The sequence below is a fragment of the Pseudomonas sp. NUPR-001 genome (genome assembly GCF_052147955.1).
GTDB lineage: Bacteria > Pseudomonadota > Gammaproteobacteria > Pseudomonadales > Pseudomonadaceae > Aquipseudomonas.
Window position 1 is genome coordinate 4,504,938 of the sequence record NZ_CP197353.1, and the last position, 15,139, is coordinate 4,520,076.

A 15,139-nucleotide genomic window follows, 5' to 3' on the forward strand; every position below is an offset into this window, starting at 1 on the left:
GGGCCGCGATGAACGGTGCCCTCACCTTTACCGCGTACCGCGCTGGCGCAACGCCGACGGCATGAAGTAGGCGTCTTCAGGTATCGGCTGGGAGAAGTCCACGGTTTGTGGCTCTTCGTTGTCCAGGTTCTGCACGTAGTAACGCCGCGCCTGCAAGTCATGGAACACGTCCAGCGAACTCCAGGTGGTAGGCAGGTCGTAGAAGTTTTTCAGGTAGCCCATCGACACCCGCCACAACTGCCCACGGCCGTCATACTGATCAACCAGGGCCGCCCCCCAGCTATCTTCGTCGAGAAACAGCACGCGCTTGGAGTAGATATGCCGCGCGCCACTTTTCAGCGTGCCTTCGACGACCCACACCCGGTGCAACTCATAACGAGTGTGCTTGGGGTTCAGATGCCCAGGCATGAGCAGATCGGCGTACTTCACTTCAGGGCTTGATACTTTGTAGTTGTTGTACGGAATGTAGATTTCTTTCTTGCCCACCAGCTTCCAGTCATAACGGTCTGGCGAGCCGTTGAACAGGTCGGTGTCATCCGCCGTACGCAGGCCGTCGGACGAGGCGATCGGCACGTCGTACGCCAGGTTCGGGGCGCGCCGCACACGGCGTTGACCGGCGTCGTAGATCCAGGCCTGGCGTGGGTCGGCGACCTGGTCGAGGGTCTCATGCACCAGCGTCGCGCCACCGGCCAGTCGCGCCGGGCTTTTCACGAAGGTCAGGTAGTAGAACAGGATGTTTTTCAGATCAGCAAACTGCCCGCCCGGGCGGTAGTAGTTGAACATCCCTTCCTGTTGCGAGGTCACCAGGGCGAAGCTGCCATTGCGCTGCACCGGTGCTTCAGATGCCCGCCGCACCACATAAATGCCGCGGTAGCGGGTGATATGGTTCCACAACGCCTCTACGCCATCTTTGGGGATCGGGAACGGCACACCGCCGTAGGCGTCGCTGAAGCCATTGCCGCCTTCGAGCAACTTGGCCGAGGTGGCGTTCTTGAAGGTGTTGTCGTACAGCCACTGCGGTGCTGCACCGGAACGGCGGCTAGGGTAGACCGGCATCTGGAAGGTGTCGGGGTAGCTGTTGAACAGGGCGATCTGCCCGGCACTCAACTGGTCTTTGTATTGCTCCAGATTGGCCTTGGTAATGGTGAACAACGGCTGGTCTGCGGCAAACGGGTCAACATGGTGCTTGCCCGGCACATAACCGGCCGGCGCCTGGGTGATACCGCCGTCCCAGGCGGGGATGGTGCCGGCAGCGTTACCGGCACGCTCGGCGCCCATCGGCGTCAAGGTGGTTTTCAGTTGTTCGGCCTGCTGGGGCGAAACCGCCGCCAGCGCCGTGCCAGCCGCCAGGCTCAGAACCAATGCCAGGCTGGTCTTGAGCAATCGTGGTGTGTGCAGCATAAACATTCTCCGAGTTGAAACCGAGCCTCAGGCCTTGGGGGCTGAGCGCTTACAGGAAGTACTTGAGGTTGAAGCCGACGTTGTCACGGTCGCGAATGCCGTTGTTCTGGCCACCGCCATAGAACTCGGTGTACTGCAGTTCTGCTTCGAACTTGTTCTGGTAGTTGGCCTTGACCCCGAGGCTGTACGCCTTGCGGCCCTCGATGGTGTTGCCGGCCTGGTAGCTGTTGCCCTCGAAGTCATCCTTGTAAACGATGTAGGGCGAGAGGTTGACCCCGGCGTAGACATCGTTCCAGGTGGCGTTGAGCATCGCCGTGTAGCTGTAGGAATTGCGGTTGACCTGATCCCCACGATCACCACCAGACACGTACGAGGTATTGCCGCTACCGGCGTAATAACGGCTGCTACCGTCATAGGCGGTGTAATGCAGGCTGCTGCCGCGCAAGTGCTCGGACGCCACTTCGAAGACGCCGTAGATCGAGTCAAACGACAGCCCCGGGCCGAAGCTGTAGATCGTGCCCAAGGATGCGTTGAAGGCTTCCACCCGTTCGGCGTTGTTGATCTGACTGTCGAGCTGAACCCTCTGCCCGCCGACGTTGATGGTTTGCCCGGCGGCAGCGGCAGCAGCGCCATTGGCCAGGTCGCCGATCAAATCGTTGGTGGCCGCGATGCCGATCGGCAGGTTGGGCCGGTACGCCAGCTCACCGAACACCGAGGCCTGGCCGACGGTGGTGTTGAAACTGAAGCCGTACATGCGGATGTCTTCGGCGTAACGCCGATGGGCCTGGATGTTGCCCATGACGTCGGCAGTGGCCAGACCACCCGCCAGCGCTCCGGCCTGGCTGCCCGCCACACCGGCCAGCATATTGGCCAGGGCGTTCATGTCGATGCCCTGATAACCGCCCAGATCTGCCGAGATGGTCGGTTCCTTGGCGTGGTAGTTGACCATGTACAGGCCGAACTCGGTGCTGTTGAGCTCTTCAGCGATGTAGCGGAAAGCAAAACCGAACTGGCCGTCGTTGCGGGCGTTGATGTCTTTGCCGATGGTTGCCACCTTCAGCGTATTGCCAAAGGCGGGTGTCACACCGTTGGCATACAAGCCGGTGCTGCCCAGCACCTGACGGAAGAACGGGTCGTTACCCAGGGCTTCGTAGACGTTGATGACGTTGCCGAAACCCGGCACTGGCGAGTCCAGCGCGGTGCCGCTGAAGTCGTTGTAGGCGGTGTTGCCACCATCGGCAAACAGGTCGGTCTGCGAATAGAACGTGCCGACCGGGTCGATGCGGGTTTCTTTCCAGTTGGTCTGGTAGAAGCTCTCCATCGTCAGGTTGTCGGTCAGGCCGATGTTGAAACTCACCGCCTCCACCGGCATCAGCACCTCTTTGACCTCAGCACCCGGCAAGCGGAACTTCGCCGCGTCCACCGGGTTGGTGGTGTTGATGCCGCCGCGATAGAACATGCCTTCGCCCCAGTTGAACACCTGGCGTCCCACACGCGCGGTCAACGGCATCTGCGCTACATCCCAACTGCCATAGACATAGGCGTCGAGCATCTCGATGCGGCTGCCGGCGATGTCGCGAGTCTCGTCGGTGAAATGGTCGTCGTTGGGGTAGCTCTGGCTTGGCTGCGACGGGCTGTTGTTGCGGTAGTAGTCGTTGCGTTTGTCCATCAACTGGGTGTCGTAGAACGCGGTACCGCGCATGAACACACCGTAGTTCTGGTAGTTGGCTTCCAGCTCCGAGGTGATCTTGTACACCTCGGAAACCAACCCGGTATCGAAGTTACGGTTACCGTCGTTGGTGTTGATGTCATCGTTGCTTTTGTCCCGCCCCTGCACCCGCCACAAGCGGCCGTAAGACAAGGTGGTGTCGAGCGAGCCGGTGACCTGGTTGTCGAGCAACTTGAACTCGACCGCCTGTGCCCCTTCGACGGCGAACAGCTGCAACAGCCCTGCCAGCCCTACCCCGGATATCACTGCGCCGGATTGGCGTAATCGAATCCCCATGGTGTGTTCCTCCCTTTGCAGATCTTGTTGTTTTTGTGTCTGGTCAGCGGCTACGGCGCTGCGTTGCCAACAACCGATGGCGCCAGCCCGGCTCCGACATAGATGCGGCTGTGCGCACCGAAATGCCCGAGCAAGGCAAACAGTTGCTGGTTCATTGGCGGGTGGTCGTAGTGTTCGCGCTGCAGCTGATTACCCGCACTGAAACTGCTGGTGGCCGGCGCGCTGGCCAGCCATTGACCAATGGCCTCATCGAACGCCGCCCCGGCGTCGGCCGACTGCGCGCTGACCACCTCGCGCAGGTAGTCCACTGAATACGCGGGGTAGTCGGCGTCTTGCGCGGTGTCGACATAGGCCTGGATCATCGGATGCAGCGGTTGAGCACTGCGCAGCAGGCGGGAGAGCCAGGCGGCCTGATACTTCTCCACCTCCATGTGGCGCGTGGCGGCCTGTTCGATGGCTTCGCGCTTATCGCTGTCATCGCCAGCCAGGGCCTTGCCTTCCATCAGCAGCATGCTCAGCAACCCCACCCCGGGCAGCGGTTTGGCGTGATACGGCTGGGTCAGGTCTTGGACGTGGTGCAGGCCCCAACCGAGAAAGCGGTAGCCCCAGTAAGGATGGCCAGTATCGAAGGCCAGGCGCGCCAGGCCCAGGTACTGGTAAGCGCGCCAATCTGGCCAGCTGCGCTCCAGAAAACCGGCGGCGGCATACACCACCGGGTTTTCGTGAAAAAAGCCCATATGGAACGGTGCCTGCGAGCTGTACTGGAAGCGCTCATCACCGAATGGCTGCGGGCCGAAGCCATACAGCGCCGCCACCTCACCCTGGTTGTCACTGAACAGATTGATGTCGTGACCGTAATCCGGCTCGTCGGCGGCGCTGGCCAGCACCGCCAGGGGTGCCACTTTTTCGCCATTGGCCAGGGCGATAAAACGCTGCTGATTCCAGGGTGATAGGGTCTGCTCGACCATCACCTGCTCGGCCTTGAGGTGTGTACGCTGCGGTTGGTCCTGCCCGGACAACGGCTGGATAACCATGGCCAGGTGGATCTGCGGGTTGATACGCAGGGCCATGAGAAACGCCTGACGCGGATTGCTCCCTGCTTCGGCGGGCAGTTTCAGCGCATCGGGGCGTGGCGGGTACTGGGTGAAATGCTGACGAGCGAAGCGCTCCTGTTCGTCCAGCAGTTGCACGATGGCCGGGTACTGCTGAGTGAGAAACTGCTCCAGCGGCTCGACTTCTACCAGCGGCGCATCGCGCAAAGCGGGCAGGTTCTGCAAGGCGAGATAACTGCCTACCGTATGGTTCGACCAACCCCAGGCGGACGGCGCGATGCTGCACAGCAGCAGGAGAGTTTTCAGCTTCATTGCTTTTGTTCTTATAGGAAGTGCTTGAGGGCTGAGCCTAACAACCGGCCCTGCCCCTGACACTGTCCGATGTCGCCAAAAAAACTCTCCAATAGCGCCACAAGCAGCCTCTGTGGGAGCGGGCTTGCCCCGCGAAGCGATGTACCAGACAGACCGCAATCGCGGGGCAAGCCCGCTCCTACAAAGGGCCTAGGCCGGGTAGCCGGTGATCTGCCGGATACTCTGGTACAGCGGCTTGAGCCGACGGTACATGCGCAGGTACACCTCGTTGTACAACCGCTCATACACCTGCTGCGCTTCAGGCTGCGGCTGGAACACCGCACCGACACGGGTCATCGCCGCAATCGCCGTAGAAAAGTCGGCGTACAAGCCCAGCCCCACCGCACAACAAATCGCCGCGCCCAGGCCAGAGGCTTCATACACATGCGGACGCTCTGCCGGCAGGCCGAAAATATCCGCCGTCAGTTGCATCGCCGCGTCGCTTTGCGAGCCACCACCGGCAACCCGCAAACGGTTGATCGACTGCTTCGAGCGCTTCTCGAGTTTGTCCTTGCCCTGACGCAGGGCATAGGCCAACCCTTCCAGGATCGCCCGGTAGATATGCGCACGGGTGTGCACATCGCCAAAGCCAATCATCGCGCCTTTGGCTTCCATGCCCGGCTCACGAATGCCCGGCGACCAGTAAGGTTGCAGCATCAGCCCCATGGACCCGGGCGGCACCGCATTAACCAGCTCATCGAACAGTTGCTCCGGCTCCAGCCCCTGCTCTTTGGCCTGCTGCATTTCCCGCAGACCGAACTCGTGCTTGAACCAACTGACCATCCAATAGCCGCGGTAGATCATCACTTCGCAGTTGTACTGATCCGGAATCGACGCCGGATACGGTGGAATCAACGGCACGATCTCCAGGTAGCGCGAGCGCGTCGTGGTAATCGTCGCCGTGGTGCCATAAGACAGACACACCGTAGAGGCATCCACCACCCCGGCACCCAGCACCTCACAGGCTTTATCGGCACCCGCCGCAATCAACGGAATGCCCTCGGGAATGCCGGTCACCCGGCTCGCTTCGGCACTGATGTGCCCCAGGGTTTCCCCCGGTTTGAGCAAGCTCGGCAATTGCTCCGCACGCACAGCCAGCGCCTGCCACTTCCAGTCTTTGGGCGCGGCCCAGCGCAGGCGTTTGAAATCGAATGGCAGGTAGCCGACACAGCAGCCCACCGAGTCAACGAAACGGCCGCACAGACGATGGGTGAGAAACCCCGAGAGCAGCAAAAATTTGTCGGTCGCCGCCCATACCTCTGGCTGCTGTTGGGCGATCCAGTTGGCCTCGGCCTGGGCGCGGAAATAATCCACGGTGGCCTGCGCCCCGACCAGTTTGAACAACCAGCCCCACGGTCCCTTGATCCCGCCCTCGACCTCGGCCTGACGCTGATCGAGCCAGAGAATCGCCGGGCGCAGCGCATTGCCCTGGGCGTCGACGTTGATCACCGTGCCGCGCTGGGTGGTCAGCGACACACCGGCAATCTGCGAGCGATCAACATTGGTTTGCTGCCACAGCAACTGGCAGGCTTCCCCCAGTTTGGCCCAGTAGTAATCCGGTTCCTGCTCGGCCCAGCCGGGATGAGCCGAGGTGTAGGCCTGCAGCTCGACCTTGCCCTTGCCCAACAGGTTGCCCTGCAAATCGAACAACAACGCGCGCACGCTCTGGGTGCCATTGTCGATTGCCAGCAGGTAGCGCTTGTTCTTATCGTTATCCATGGAGCTCTCTTCAAGGGGCAATCAATGTGTGGCGTCCGGCAAGCCATGATGGCGTTGCCACAGATCCCGATAGCGCTGCTCTTCCGTTTCCCAGCGTAGGTCGTCCCAGCCCAGGCGTGACTGACACAACTGGCGAATGGCCGGCAGATACGCCTGCGCCCCTTGCGCCAGCAGCAGGCCGATGCGGGTGCGGCGCAGCAACAGATCATCCAGGTGCAGCACCAGTTCGGTGTCGCAGGCCAATGCCAACTCCGCCCACAGCGTGTTGCTGGCACCGACCGTGGCGCAGCCCAGTTGCTCCAGCAACAACGCCAAGCGTGGCAGATCGCGGCCATAACGCCCGGACACGCGACGCCACTGGCTGCTGCTGAGGGCGGGAATCGGCAACGCGGGCACCGGCGCAAACACCGCCGCGCCGTCGTCGCTGAGCTCGCGCCCGAGCATCTGCGCGCACACCTTGAGCACTTCCAGCGCCTGGGGTCGGAAGGTGGTCAGCTTGCCACCGGCGAGGGTCACGCAACCGGGTTCCTGCCACAGCACATGCTCACGAGTTTCATTGGACGGGCTGCCCTGCTGCCCACCCTGCGCACTGCCGACCACCGGGCGAACACCCGACCAGGTCGACAGCACATCGCTGGCAACCACCTCGGCCTGGGGAAACTGCTGGGCACAGGCAGCCAACAGGTAATCGAGTTCTTCGCCGCTGATGCTGGCGCTGTGGTCGAGATCCTCCTGGTGATCGAGGTCGGTGGTGCCGACCACCGTGGCCCCTTCCCAGGGAAATACAAACACCGGCCGCCGGTCGCGGGCGTGTAAAAAGGTAAAAGCCTGCGCCACCGGCAAACGCCAGCCAGGCAACACCAGATGGCTGCCACGCAGCGGTCGCAATTGATGGGGCGCGTCGCTCGGGCGCAGGCGTTCGGCCCAGGCGCCGGTCGCCACCGCCAGGGCGCGGCACTGCAGTTGCAGCGACTCACCGCGCTCAATGTCTTCAACTTGTACGCCACACACCCGGCCGTTTTCACGCAGCAGTTGCTGAACACGCATGCCATTGAGCGCCAGTGCGCCATCGGCGCGTGCTTCGGCCAGCACACGCATGACCAGGCGCGCGTCGTCGGTCAGGGCATCGACAAAACAGGTGCCACCCAACAGCTTCTCTTGCTTCAACCCCGGCGCCAGAAAACTCAGCTGCTGCGCGTTGTGAAAGCGATGATTGCGCCGTCCGGCCAGGGCGTCGTACACGCTCAACAGCCCACCGAACACACGCGGCCCGGGAAAACCACCGCGGTAGTGCGGCATCAAGAAGCTCGCCGGCTCCACCAGCCCCGGCGCCTCATCGAGCAGGCGCTGGCGCTCGTGCACCGAGTCGCGGGTCAGGCGCCATTGGCCCTTGGCGATATAGCGCAAGCCGCCATGGACCATCTTCGACGATCGGCTGGAGGTGCCCCAGGCAAAGTCGCGCTGCTCCAGCAACAGGCAGCGCCAGCCACGCCGCGCGGCTTCGCGCAGAATCCCGGCGCCACTGATACCGCCACCAATGACGATCAAGTCCCAGGTTTCAGCCGCCAGGGTTGGCAGCACCTGCTGACGCCACGCGGCATTCCAGTCCTGGCTCATGCCGTCACTCCTGCAACAGGGTGCCGGGATTCAAACGCCCGGCCGGGTCGAAGTGCTGGCTGAGTACCTGCAGGGCATCCAGCGTCAATGCGCCTTTCTCGCGCAACAGGTAAGGGGCATGGTCTTTGCCCACGCCATGCTGGTGGCTGATGGTGCCGTGGTTGTCGACGATGGTCTGGCTGGCCGCATGCTTGAGTGCCTGCCAACGCGCCAGGGTCGCCGCATAACTCTCAGCCGGGCGGAACACATAGGTGGTGTAGATACTCGAGCCTTCGCCATACACGTGCGACAAATGAGTGAACACATGCACCCGCTCGCCCTCTGCGGCCAGGCCATCACGCAAGCTGCTTTCGATACGCGTGAGCAGGTTGTCGACGTTGCTCCAGTCGGTGGCCGTTTCCAGCGTGTCGACCACATAACCGGCGTTCCACAGGTTCTCGCGCAGGTAGGGAAACCGAAAGCGATTCTGTGCCCACTTCTTGCCCAGCAACGTACCAGTGAACACCCCGCCGAACGCCTTCAAATGCTTGCGCGCCTGACGCAGCGACAGGGCATTCTGCTGACGGTTGCCGGTAACGCCGAAGGTCAGCAGGCACTTCCCCGCGCCAGCACCACGCAGGGCCAGGTACTTCTCCAGCCAGGCGATCTGCTGTGGGTGCCCGGCCAGGGCCAGTTGGGTCTCGGTTTCCACCGTATTCGACAAGCGCAGCATCGACAGCGGCACACGCGCCTGGGCCAGCTCGCGGATGGCTTGCAGGGCACGCTTCCAGTCCGGCAGGAACACCCCGTAAAAACGCTCATCGGCAGGCAGCGCGCAAACCCGTACCTTGACCTCGGAAATGATCCCGAAGCGGCCCTCACTGCCAAGCACCACTTCGCGCAGGTCAGGCCCGGCGGCCGAGGCCGGAAAGCTGGCGATCTCCAGGGGGCCGGCGAAGGTTTCCAGGGTGCCGCCGGCAAACAATTGCTCGATCCGCCCATAGCGCAACGACTGCTGACCACTGGAGCGACTGGCCACCCAACCGCCCAGGGTCGACAGCTCCCACGACTGCGGAAAATGGCCAAGGGTATAACCGCGGGCGCGCAACTGGCTTTCCACTTGCGGCCCGGTGGCGCCGGGGCCAAAGGTGGCCAGCAGGCTCTGCTCGTCAAGATCGAGCAAGCGGTTCATCCGCGCCAGTGAGACCGTCAGCACCGGGCGCGTGGAAGTCGGCGGGTTGATGTGCCCGGCAACCGAGGTACCGCCACCGTAAGGAATCAGGCACAGGTTCTGCGCCTCAGCCAATGCCAGCAACTCGCGTACCTGTTCGGCACTCTGTGGAAACGCCACCGCATCGGGGTAAGTGCCCAGCCGCCCTTCACGCAACGCCAGCCAGTCCGGCAGGCTCTGGCCACGGGCATGCAGCAGGCGATCGTGGGTCTCTACGCTGTACAACGGGTGCGCGGCCAGGCGCGACGCCGGAACGCGAGCCAGGGCCGTATCCAGCGAAGCATCGGGCAACGCCGCGCCAGCCCCCACCCGCGCGGCGAGAAACCCCGCGCCCTGGGCCGGCAGCTCGACCACCGTAGTTGCATCCCCCCAGCCGTTCCAGCGTCGCATGCACGTGTCCTTTTATGGTTCTTATTTGGTTACAGTTATGGCGCCTATAGTAGCCAGTTGCTCCAAGCTGTCACGGTCGCATCCGGCCAGCCGAAGTAGCCAATTGAGCCAACCCGCACACGCCTGCAGCCATTTACTTTGGCGGCGCTTTCAACTTACCTTGCAGGGCTTACCGCTGCGCCAGCCGGCCCCGATCAAAGGAACCCGATCATGCACTCCCTCGGCTACACCTCGCTGCCGCCCCTGCTCAAGTACGTGCGTCATGCTGAACAGCTGGGCGTTGCCATTGAACCGGCGCTAGCAGTGGCCGGTTTGCAGGCCGAACACCTGAGCGACAACAGCCTGCGGCTGCCGGGCGAAGTCCACGAGCACCTGCTCGACTACTTCTGCGAACACTCCGGCGACCCGTTGTTTGGGCTCAACTCGGCGCGCTTCGTGCTGCCCAACTCCTGGAGCGTGCTGGGCTACATCACCATGAACTGCGCCACCCTGGGCGATGCCATGAACCGCATCATGCCGTTCGAGAAACTGGTTGGGGACATGGGCGTGAGCCGCGCCGAACTGCAGGGTGAGCAGGTACACCTGATCTGGAACTGCCGCCACCAGCGCCCGCGCATCCGCCGCCACCTGGTGGAAAACGTGCTGGGCTCGTGGCTGCAATATGCGCGCTGGATCGCCGACACCCAACTGTCACCGGCGGCGGTATGGCTTGAACATGCGCAGCCAGCAGACACCGAAGCGGCTCAATACGAGCAGTTCTTCGACTGCCCGGTGCTGTTCGACCAGCCCTACTCGGCACTGATTGTGCCGCTGCCCTACCTGCAACTGCCGTTGCGCCAGGCCGACGCGCACCTGCTGCGCACCCTCGAAGAACACGCCCTGAGCCTGATGGCCAGCCTGGAAGATGCGTCGCTGGAGCAACGCGTGAAAAACGTTTTGCGTCAACTGCTCAAAGAAGGCCTGCCACGCAAAGAACAAGTGGCAGAACACTTCGCCATCTCAGTACGCACCCTGCAACGCCAGTTGCACCAGGCCAACACCTCTTACCAGCAGATCCTCGACAGCCTGCGCCAGGAACTGGCCGAACACTACCTGCTGCACAGCACCTTACCGATCCAGGACATCGCCCAGTACCTGGGCTTCACCGAACCGCGCTCGTTCCACCGCACCTTCAAAAGCTGGCGCGGCATACCACCGGGCGAGTTTCGCCAGACCTACCGGGAACCGACCGGCTAAGCAAAGCGCTGCCAGCGCTAGCGCTTTTGCTACTGCAGCAGCGCGCAGACTCATCACTTTCTCTAATCAACAATTACGAGTATTCATTCAACTAATAGCGCCAGGCACGGCAGACTACCCCACTTACCTGTACTGGAGCTGATCGATGGCTGGCGAAAAATCCATATCCGCGTTACTGCAAGGCATGAGCCCTCACCTCAACCAGGGCGAATATGTGTTCTGCAGCGTTACAGACTTTTCAGGGCTTGCTCCCGAGCAGATCATCGGTAGCTTCCGCGAGCAGGAAGGCCTGACGCTGATCGTCGAACGCAGCCGCGCCGATGCACTGGGATTGAAATACGACTTCGTCGCGGCGTGGATTACCCTGACCATCCACTCGGCACTGGATGCAGTGGGATTGACCGCCGCCTTCTCTGCAGCCCTGGGCAATGCCGGGATCAGTTGCAACGTGATTGCTGCGTACTACCACGACCACGTGTTTGTGGGCGTTGATGACGCTCAGAAGGCTATGTCGGTGCTGGAGGGGTTGTCGCGGGCTGCGGGATAACCTGCCTCACACCCTACAAGCTTGCTGGCGCTACGCGCACCGGGTTGGCTATTAGTGCAGGGTGTTACTTGAACCAGTCGGGGGCTCTTCGGCCAGGGCAATTTTACTGGGGACATCAACCCTCTATAACTTTCCGCCTAGCGCCCTCTTGCAAGCAACAATCTTATATCCACTTCAGAAAGCCGCACCTCAGCAGAGGTTAAACTGTGAACCTTACCGGACTTGCAAATTCGTTATAGGACCTAGTAGAAGGCGAGAACGCCAAACAGATTGCCTCTCCTTCAACCTTGTATTTCATATAATAGCTACCTATTTCAAAATCGAGAAACACTCCTTGAATTGCATCTGACCCATCAGGCTCTAACCCCCCTCCAGTAGCATCCTCCCCTGCACCAATGAAAACGCGCCCAGAAGGAAATTTCAAATAAACACCACCAAACTCCCTAAGCAAATCCTCCTGTATCTTTACTTGATACCTACCATCTCCCCCCACATTCAAAAAAGCAATATTGCCCTCGTTCATCTCTAAAAGCTCATCAACCTGAATACTCCACCAATCACATGTATCATCTATTCGATGCTGTATTGCTTGAAGATCAAACACAACCAAAGTCGCAGTATCAGTAACCACAGAAAACCCTTGATTCATATATCACTCCAAAAATCATCTCAAAAATAACATTTCCGAATTTCCAACCAACCCACCCACCAACAATCAAATCAACAGGATTGATCCTTTACAAACCTGGGCTTTCAACTAATCTCCTTGACACTTAGGCACGCCTATCGCATACATTGAGCACCAGTATAAATGGCTGACCTTGCGGTCTTTCGCCAGGCCACTGCAACCGGTTTTTTAAGCAGATCACAACCAACTCTTTGCGCATCGAGAAACCTGACTAACCAATTATAGCTCTTTGATTGCTTGACCAACCATATCGCTAAAAAACCCTTGAAAACTATGATAAATAATATTTTTCTCTTTTGTCCGCTTGAAGGAGGGTTTCGTTTCTACTATAACAGGTTCCCCAGACTCACCGATGACCGAGGTATCTATTGAGTAAATTGGACCATACCCTGAAGCTTTAACTACAATCATCGAATCGTCTGCATCACCATCTGCACGAGCACTTTTTGTGGCAAAGGCAACACTAGGGATAGCTACTGCATCAACACCGCCCTTGGTAATCCCATAATAGGTATCACCTGCAAATGATAAGGCTCCATATTTCTTGAGAAACTCAACATATGACTCAGGAAACTTTACACCCAACGCCTTTTCGAACTCCCTTATCACTTCATCGGTTGCACCACCAGAAAATGCAGGATCCTCTCCGCTCGCATTAATTTTCAACTCCAGCTTTTCAATATAGCTCATATGCGTACCAGTTAACCCGCGAAATCGTATTGGTAATGGCGGCGTTCTAGGTTGTAGGCATGTTCCACCTGTAGCAACGTGTTAACGCCAGTGTTATGCATCTTTGAAAAGTTGTCGGCAGGCAGCATTGACGCGGACGGCCACGTTTGCGCCACATCGCGTCGTAACCAAAGCAACTGATAAGTTTCCCCTGAGTCCGATACATCTCGCGGTGCAGGTCATCACGCCCCATATCGCTAATCACTTGGCCGCCCAAGTTCAGCTGGTGCAGGTGGTCACTGCCGTGACTCGCACTTCGTCGCTGAGCCGACTGATCGTAAGCAAAGCTGTAGGTGGCGCTGTTCTCGTTGACCAACGCGGTCAGGCGCAGGGCCTTGTCGTATTCGTAACGCACCCGCTGGCCTTTGGCATCCTGCCGGCTGCTCGGCAGCCCGCGAGCGGTGCGTAGCAGGCGGGTGGTCTGGCCCTTACCGTCGGTGTGGCTGAGCACCTGGCCGTAGACGTTGTAGGCGAAGGTTTCCGCGCTGCCGTCCGGGTAGTCGATGCGCAGTACTTCGCCGTCGGGTTTGCGCTCCAGTGTGGTGGTCTGGTTCAGCGCGTCGGTGACGGCGACCAGGTGCTGGCGTTCGTCGTAGCGGTAGTAGGTACTTTTGCCCGAGCAGTCCTGATAGCGCTCGACTTGCGCCAGGGTGTTCCACCACAGGTATTTGGACTTGTAGGTCGCGTCGATGATGGTGTGCGGCAGGCCATCGTCGCCGTTGAGGTATTCGGTCAGGTTCCCCAAGGCATCGGTTTCGGCAAGCAGGTTGCCCTTGTCGTCGTAGCGCGCCTGCCAGGTGCTGCCATCCGGGTAGGTGACTTTCGTCACCAGCCGGGTCAGGTGGTGGTATTCGTAGGTGGTCTTGCGACCGAGCGGGTCGCGCTCTTCCAGCAGGCGGGCGAATTCGTCGTAGGTGAAGCTGAGCTGGTTGCCGTCCGGCAAGCTCAGGCCGACCATGTTGCCGTGTTCGTCCAATTTTATTACGAGTTGGCGGCCAGCTAGATATCAAGCCTGAGGTGGACTTTATGACAAAAAAAATGAGGCGAAAGTCGCCTCACTGAATTACTCCAATTTTTAAAGATCAGCCGCACTCGATACGTAAAAAAACATATCCAACCGCGACCATCAATCAAAAAAACCAACTTCCAGATTAACCAACCAACTTAACCCGCAAACTATACAATTAATTCCCAGCCCCACAAATTAGCGGCAGACGACGCAGGTACACTTTCCAGACTCAAGCAAATCTTGTCGCAAGCTGATTTTAACGAAACCCGTAAAAATCACGCTTCCTCAATCATAGCCACATCTCCACCAAGGGAGGAGACGAGCGTATCGAACAACCCATCAATATCTTTTGCTACCAAATACAGGTGACCACACTCACCCTGCTCTGCGATGTCATATTTATTAACTGAATCGCCCTCATGCAAGTGAGTTCGATCCCAGTAATAAACACCTTCCCGGCCGGGCTCACTTATCAGTACGTAGGGATTCCCACCCCCATCCTCGCCAATGGCAAACACGCCTTTTATGAAACTCAACTCGTCAATAAATTCACTATTGAAACTAACCAAGTCGTTACACTCCTCCTCCGGAACGACCCCGAAAAGTCGGTCAAAGCTGATAACACCCTCATCAATGGCTGGCAACGGCAATTGACCGAAATCTGGCTCAGTCAAATAAAAACCGTTCATACGCTTTAGCAACTGCCTATAGCTATCAGGCAGCACTACTTTCAGCGCAGACTCAACTGCATTTATCTCAGAATCACTTAGGCCAGCTTTATATACAATCGGCATAATTTCACCCAATTAACAAGAAGTCTTCATATTTTTGACACCACCGGAGTGGGTAAATCTGTTATGTATCTTTTTAGGGACCTCTTGCATCGTCTTCATATTTTCATGGTGATGCCAAGTGTTCTTTGAATAATCAGCCTTTCCTTTAGGTGCAAGAGCATCCGACTTACCGAAATCGCCACCAGGGTTCTTACCATGATTCCCTTTCAGGTCAGGGACATCGACCTGCTGCCGTTGATACGGTGTGAAATCCGGATGACCTTCAGGATACCTTACGATATTACCTTCCCAGTCTTGATAAACCCAAGTACGACCTTCAACTTCCATGTGAACCGACCCGCCCTTATCCAGCCATTTAGCTATATCGGGGGAGTGAGATGGCTTTGCATTC

The 15,139-nt window shown here is 59.1% G+C and carries 12 protein-coding genes and 1 pseudogene; 2 read left to right on the forward strand and 11 right to left on the reverse strand.

Going from position 1 to position 15,139, the window contains the following annotated elements; translation table 11 throughout:
- Nucleotides 1-27 precede the first annotated feature (27 nt).
- The 6 genes from ACP6KB_RS20565 to ACP6KB_RS20590 all read right to left on the reverse strand — a co-directional run bounded on the left by ACP6KB_RS20565 (nt 28) and on the right by ACP6KB_RS20590 (nt 9,745).
- On the reverse strand, nt 28-1,401 hold the full coding sequence (locus ACP6KB_RS20565; protein ID WP_442109115.1) for a DUF1329 domain-containing protein: 1,374 nt from the start codon (nt 1,399-1,401) through the stop codon (nt 28-30).
- A gap of 49 nt (nt 1,402-1,450) precedes the next feature.
- Nucleotides 1,451-3,406 carry a DUF1302 domain-containing protein gene (locus ACP6KB_RS20570; RefSeq protein WP_442109116.1) on the reverse strand — a complete coding sequence of 652 codons (1,956 nt, stop codon included), beginning with the start codon at nt 3,404-3,406 and terminating at the stop codon, nt 1,451-1,453.
- 50 nt (nt 3,407-3,456) lie between these two features.
- A complete protein-coding gene (locus ACP6KB_RS20575; RefSeq protein ID WP_442109117.1) occupies nt 3,457-4,770 on the reverse strand; it encodes a phospholipase in 1,314 nt (437 codons plus the stop codon).
- Between the two features lie 189 nt (nt 4,771-4,959).
- A complete protein-coding gene (locus ACP6KB_RS20580; RefSeq protein ID WP_442109118.1) occupies nt 4,960-6,528 on the reverse strand; it encodes an FGGY-family carbohydrate kinase in 1,569 nt (522 codons plus the stop codon).
- Nucleotides 6,529-6,549: 21 nt separating this feature from the next.
- Nucleotides 6,550-8,145: a glycerol-3-phosphate dehydrogenase/oxidase gene (locus tag ACP6KB_RS20585; RefSeq protein ID WP_442109119.1), complete on the reverse strand. Its 1,596-nt coding sequence runs from the start codon at nt 8,143-8,145 to the stop codon at nt 6,550-6,552.
- A 4-nt stretch (nt 8,146-8,149) separates the two neighbouring features.
- A complete protein-coding gene (locus ACP6KB_RS20590; RefSeq protein WP_442109120.1) occupies nt 8,150-9,745 on the reverse strand; it encodes an FAD-binding oxidoreductase in 1,596 nt (531 codons plus the stop codon).
- A 210-nt stretch (nt 9,746-9,955) separates the two neighbouring features.
- Between ACP6KB_RS20590 and gliR the strand changes: the two genes are divergently transcribed.
- Nucleotides 9,956-10,981, forward strand: a complete 1,026-nt coding sequence (gene gliR / locus ACP6KB_RS20595) for an AraC family transcriptional regulator GliR (RefSeq protein WP_442109121.1) — start codon at nt 9,956-9,958, stop codon at nt 10,979-10,981.
- A gap of 145 nt (nt 10,982-11,126) precedes the next feature.
- Nucleotides 11,127-11,528 carry an ACT domain-containing protein gene (locus tag ACP6KB_RS20600; RefSeq protein WP_442109122.1) on the forward strand — a complete coding sequence of 134 codons (402 nt, stop codon included), beginning with the start codon at nt 11,127-11,129 and terminating at the stop codon, nt 11,526-11,528.
- 199 nt (nt 11,529-11,727) lie between these two features.
- Here ACP6KB_RS20600 and ACP6KB_RS20605 read toward each other — a convergent pair whose 3' ends face one another.
- From ACP6KB_RS20605 to ACP6KB_RS20625, 5 genes and pseudogenes are all read right to left on the reverse strand, one after another.
- Entirely contained in the window at nt 11,728-12,177 is a 450-nt protein-coding gene (locus ACP6KB_RS20605; RefSeq protein WP_442109123.1) for a DUF6386 family protein, read from the reverse strand.
- 258 nt (nt 12,178-12,435) lie between these two features.
- Entirely contained in the window at nt 12,436-12,906 is a 471-nt protein-coding gene (locus tag ACP6KB_RS20610) for an SMI1/KNR4 family protein (protein WP_442109124.1), read from the reverse strand.
- Between the two features lie 14 nt (nt 12,907-12,920).
- A pseudogene (locus ACP6KB_RS20615) lies at nt 12,921-13,774 on the reverse strand (type IV secretion protein Rhs); the annotation flags it as partial.
- A 455-nt stretch (nt 13,775-14,229) separates the two neighbouring features.
- The gene (locus tag ACP6KB_RS20620; RefSeq protein ID WP_442109125.1) at nt 14,230-14,748 is read right to left on the reverse strand and encodes an SMI1/KNR4 family protein; all 519 of its coding nucleotides are present in this window, start codon (nt 14,746-14,748) and stop codon (nt 14,230-14,232) included.
- 12 nt (nt 14,749-14,760) lie between these two features.
- Nucleotides 14,761-15,075, reverse strand: a complete 315-nt coding sequence (locus ACP6KB_RS20625; protein WP_442114353.1) for an HNH endonuclease — start codon at nt 15,073-15,075, stop codon at nt 14,761-14,763.
- Nucleotides 15,076-15,139 lie beyond the last annotated feature (64 nt).

What these genes read in the sequence shown, in the direction of transcription:
- ACP6KB_RS20565 (WP_442109115.1), bottom strand. Translation starts at nt 1,401, where the DNA reads ATGCTGCACACACCACGATTGCTCAAGACCAGCCTGGCATTGGTTCTG.
- ACP6KB_RS20570 (WP_442109116.1), bottom strand. Translation starts at nt 3,406, where the DNA reads ATGGGGATTCGATTACGCCAATCCGGCGCAGTGATATCCGGGGTAGGG.
- ACP6KB_RS20575 (WP_442109117.1), bottom strand. Translation starts at nt 4,770, where the DNA reads ATGAAGCTGAAAACTCTCCTGCTGCTGTGCAGCATCGCGCCGTCCGCC.
- ACP6KB_RS20580 (WP_442109118.1), bottom strand. Translation starts at nt 6,528, where the DNA reads ATGGATAACGATAAGAACAAGCGCTACCTGCTGGCAATCGACAATGGC.
- ACP6KB_RS20585 (WP_442109119.1), bottom strand. Translation starts at nt 8,145, where the DNA reads ATGAGCCAGGACTGGAATGCCGCGTGGCGTCAGCAGGTGCTGCCAACC.
- ACP6KB_RS20590 (WP_442109120.1), bottom strand. Translation starts at nt 9,745, where the DNA reads ATGCGACGCTGGAACGGCTGGGGGGATGCAACTACGGTGGTCGAGCTG.
- gliR (WP_442109121.1), top strand. Translation starts at nt 9,956, where the DNA reads ATGCACTCCCTCGGCTACACCTCGCTGCCGCCCCTGCTCAAGTACGTG.
- ACP6KB_RS20600 (WP_442109122.1), top strand. Translation starts at nt 11,127, where the DNA reads ATGGCTGGCGAAAAATCCATATCCGCGTTACTGCAAGGCATGAGCCCT.
- ACP6KB_RS20605 (WP_442109123.1), bottom strand. Translation starts at nt 12,177, where the DNA reads ATGAATCAAGGGTTTTCTGTGGTTACTGATACTGCGACTTTGGTTGTG.
- ACP6KB_RS20610 (WP_442109124.1), bottom strand. Translation starts at nt 12,906, where the DNA reads ATGAGCTATATTGAAAAGCTGGAGTTGAAAATTAATGCGAGCGGAGAG.
- ACP6KB_RS20620 (WP_442109125.1), bottom strand. Translation starts at nt 14,748, where the DNA reads ATGCCGATTGTATATAAAGCTGGCCTAAGTGATTCTGAGATAAATGCA.
- ACP6KB_RS20625 (WP_442114353.1), bottom strand. Translation starts at nt 15,075, where the DNA reads ATGGAAGTTGAAGGTCGTACTTGGGTTTATCAAGACTGGGAAGGTAAT.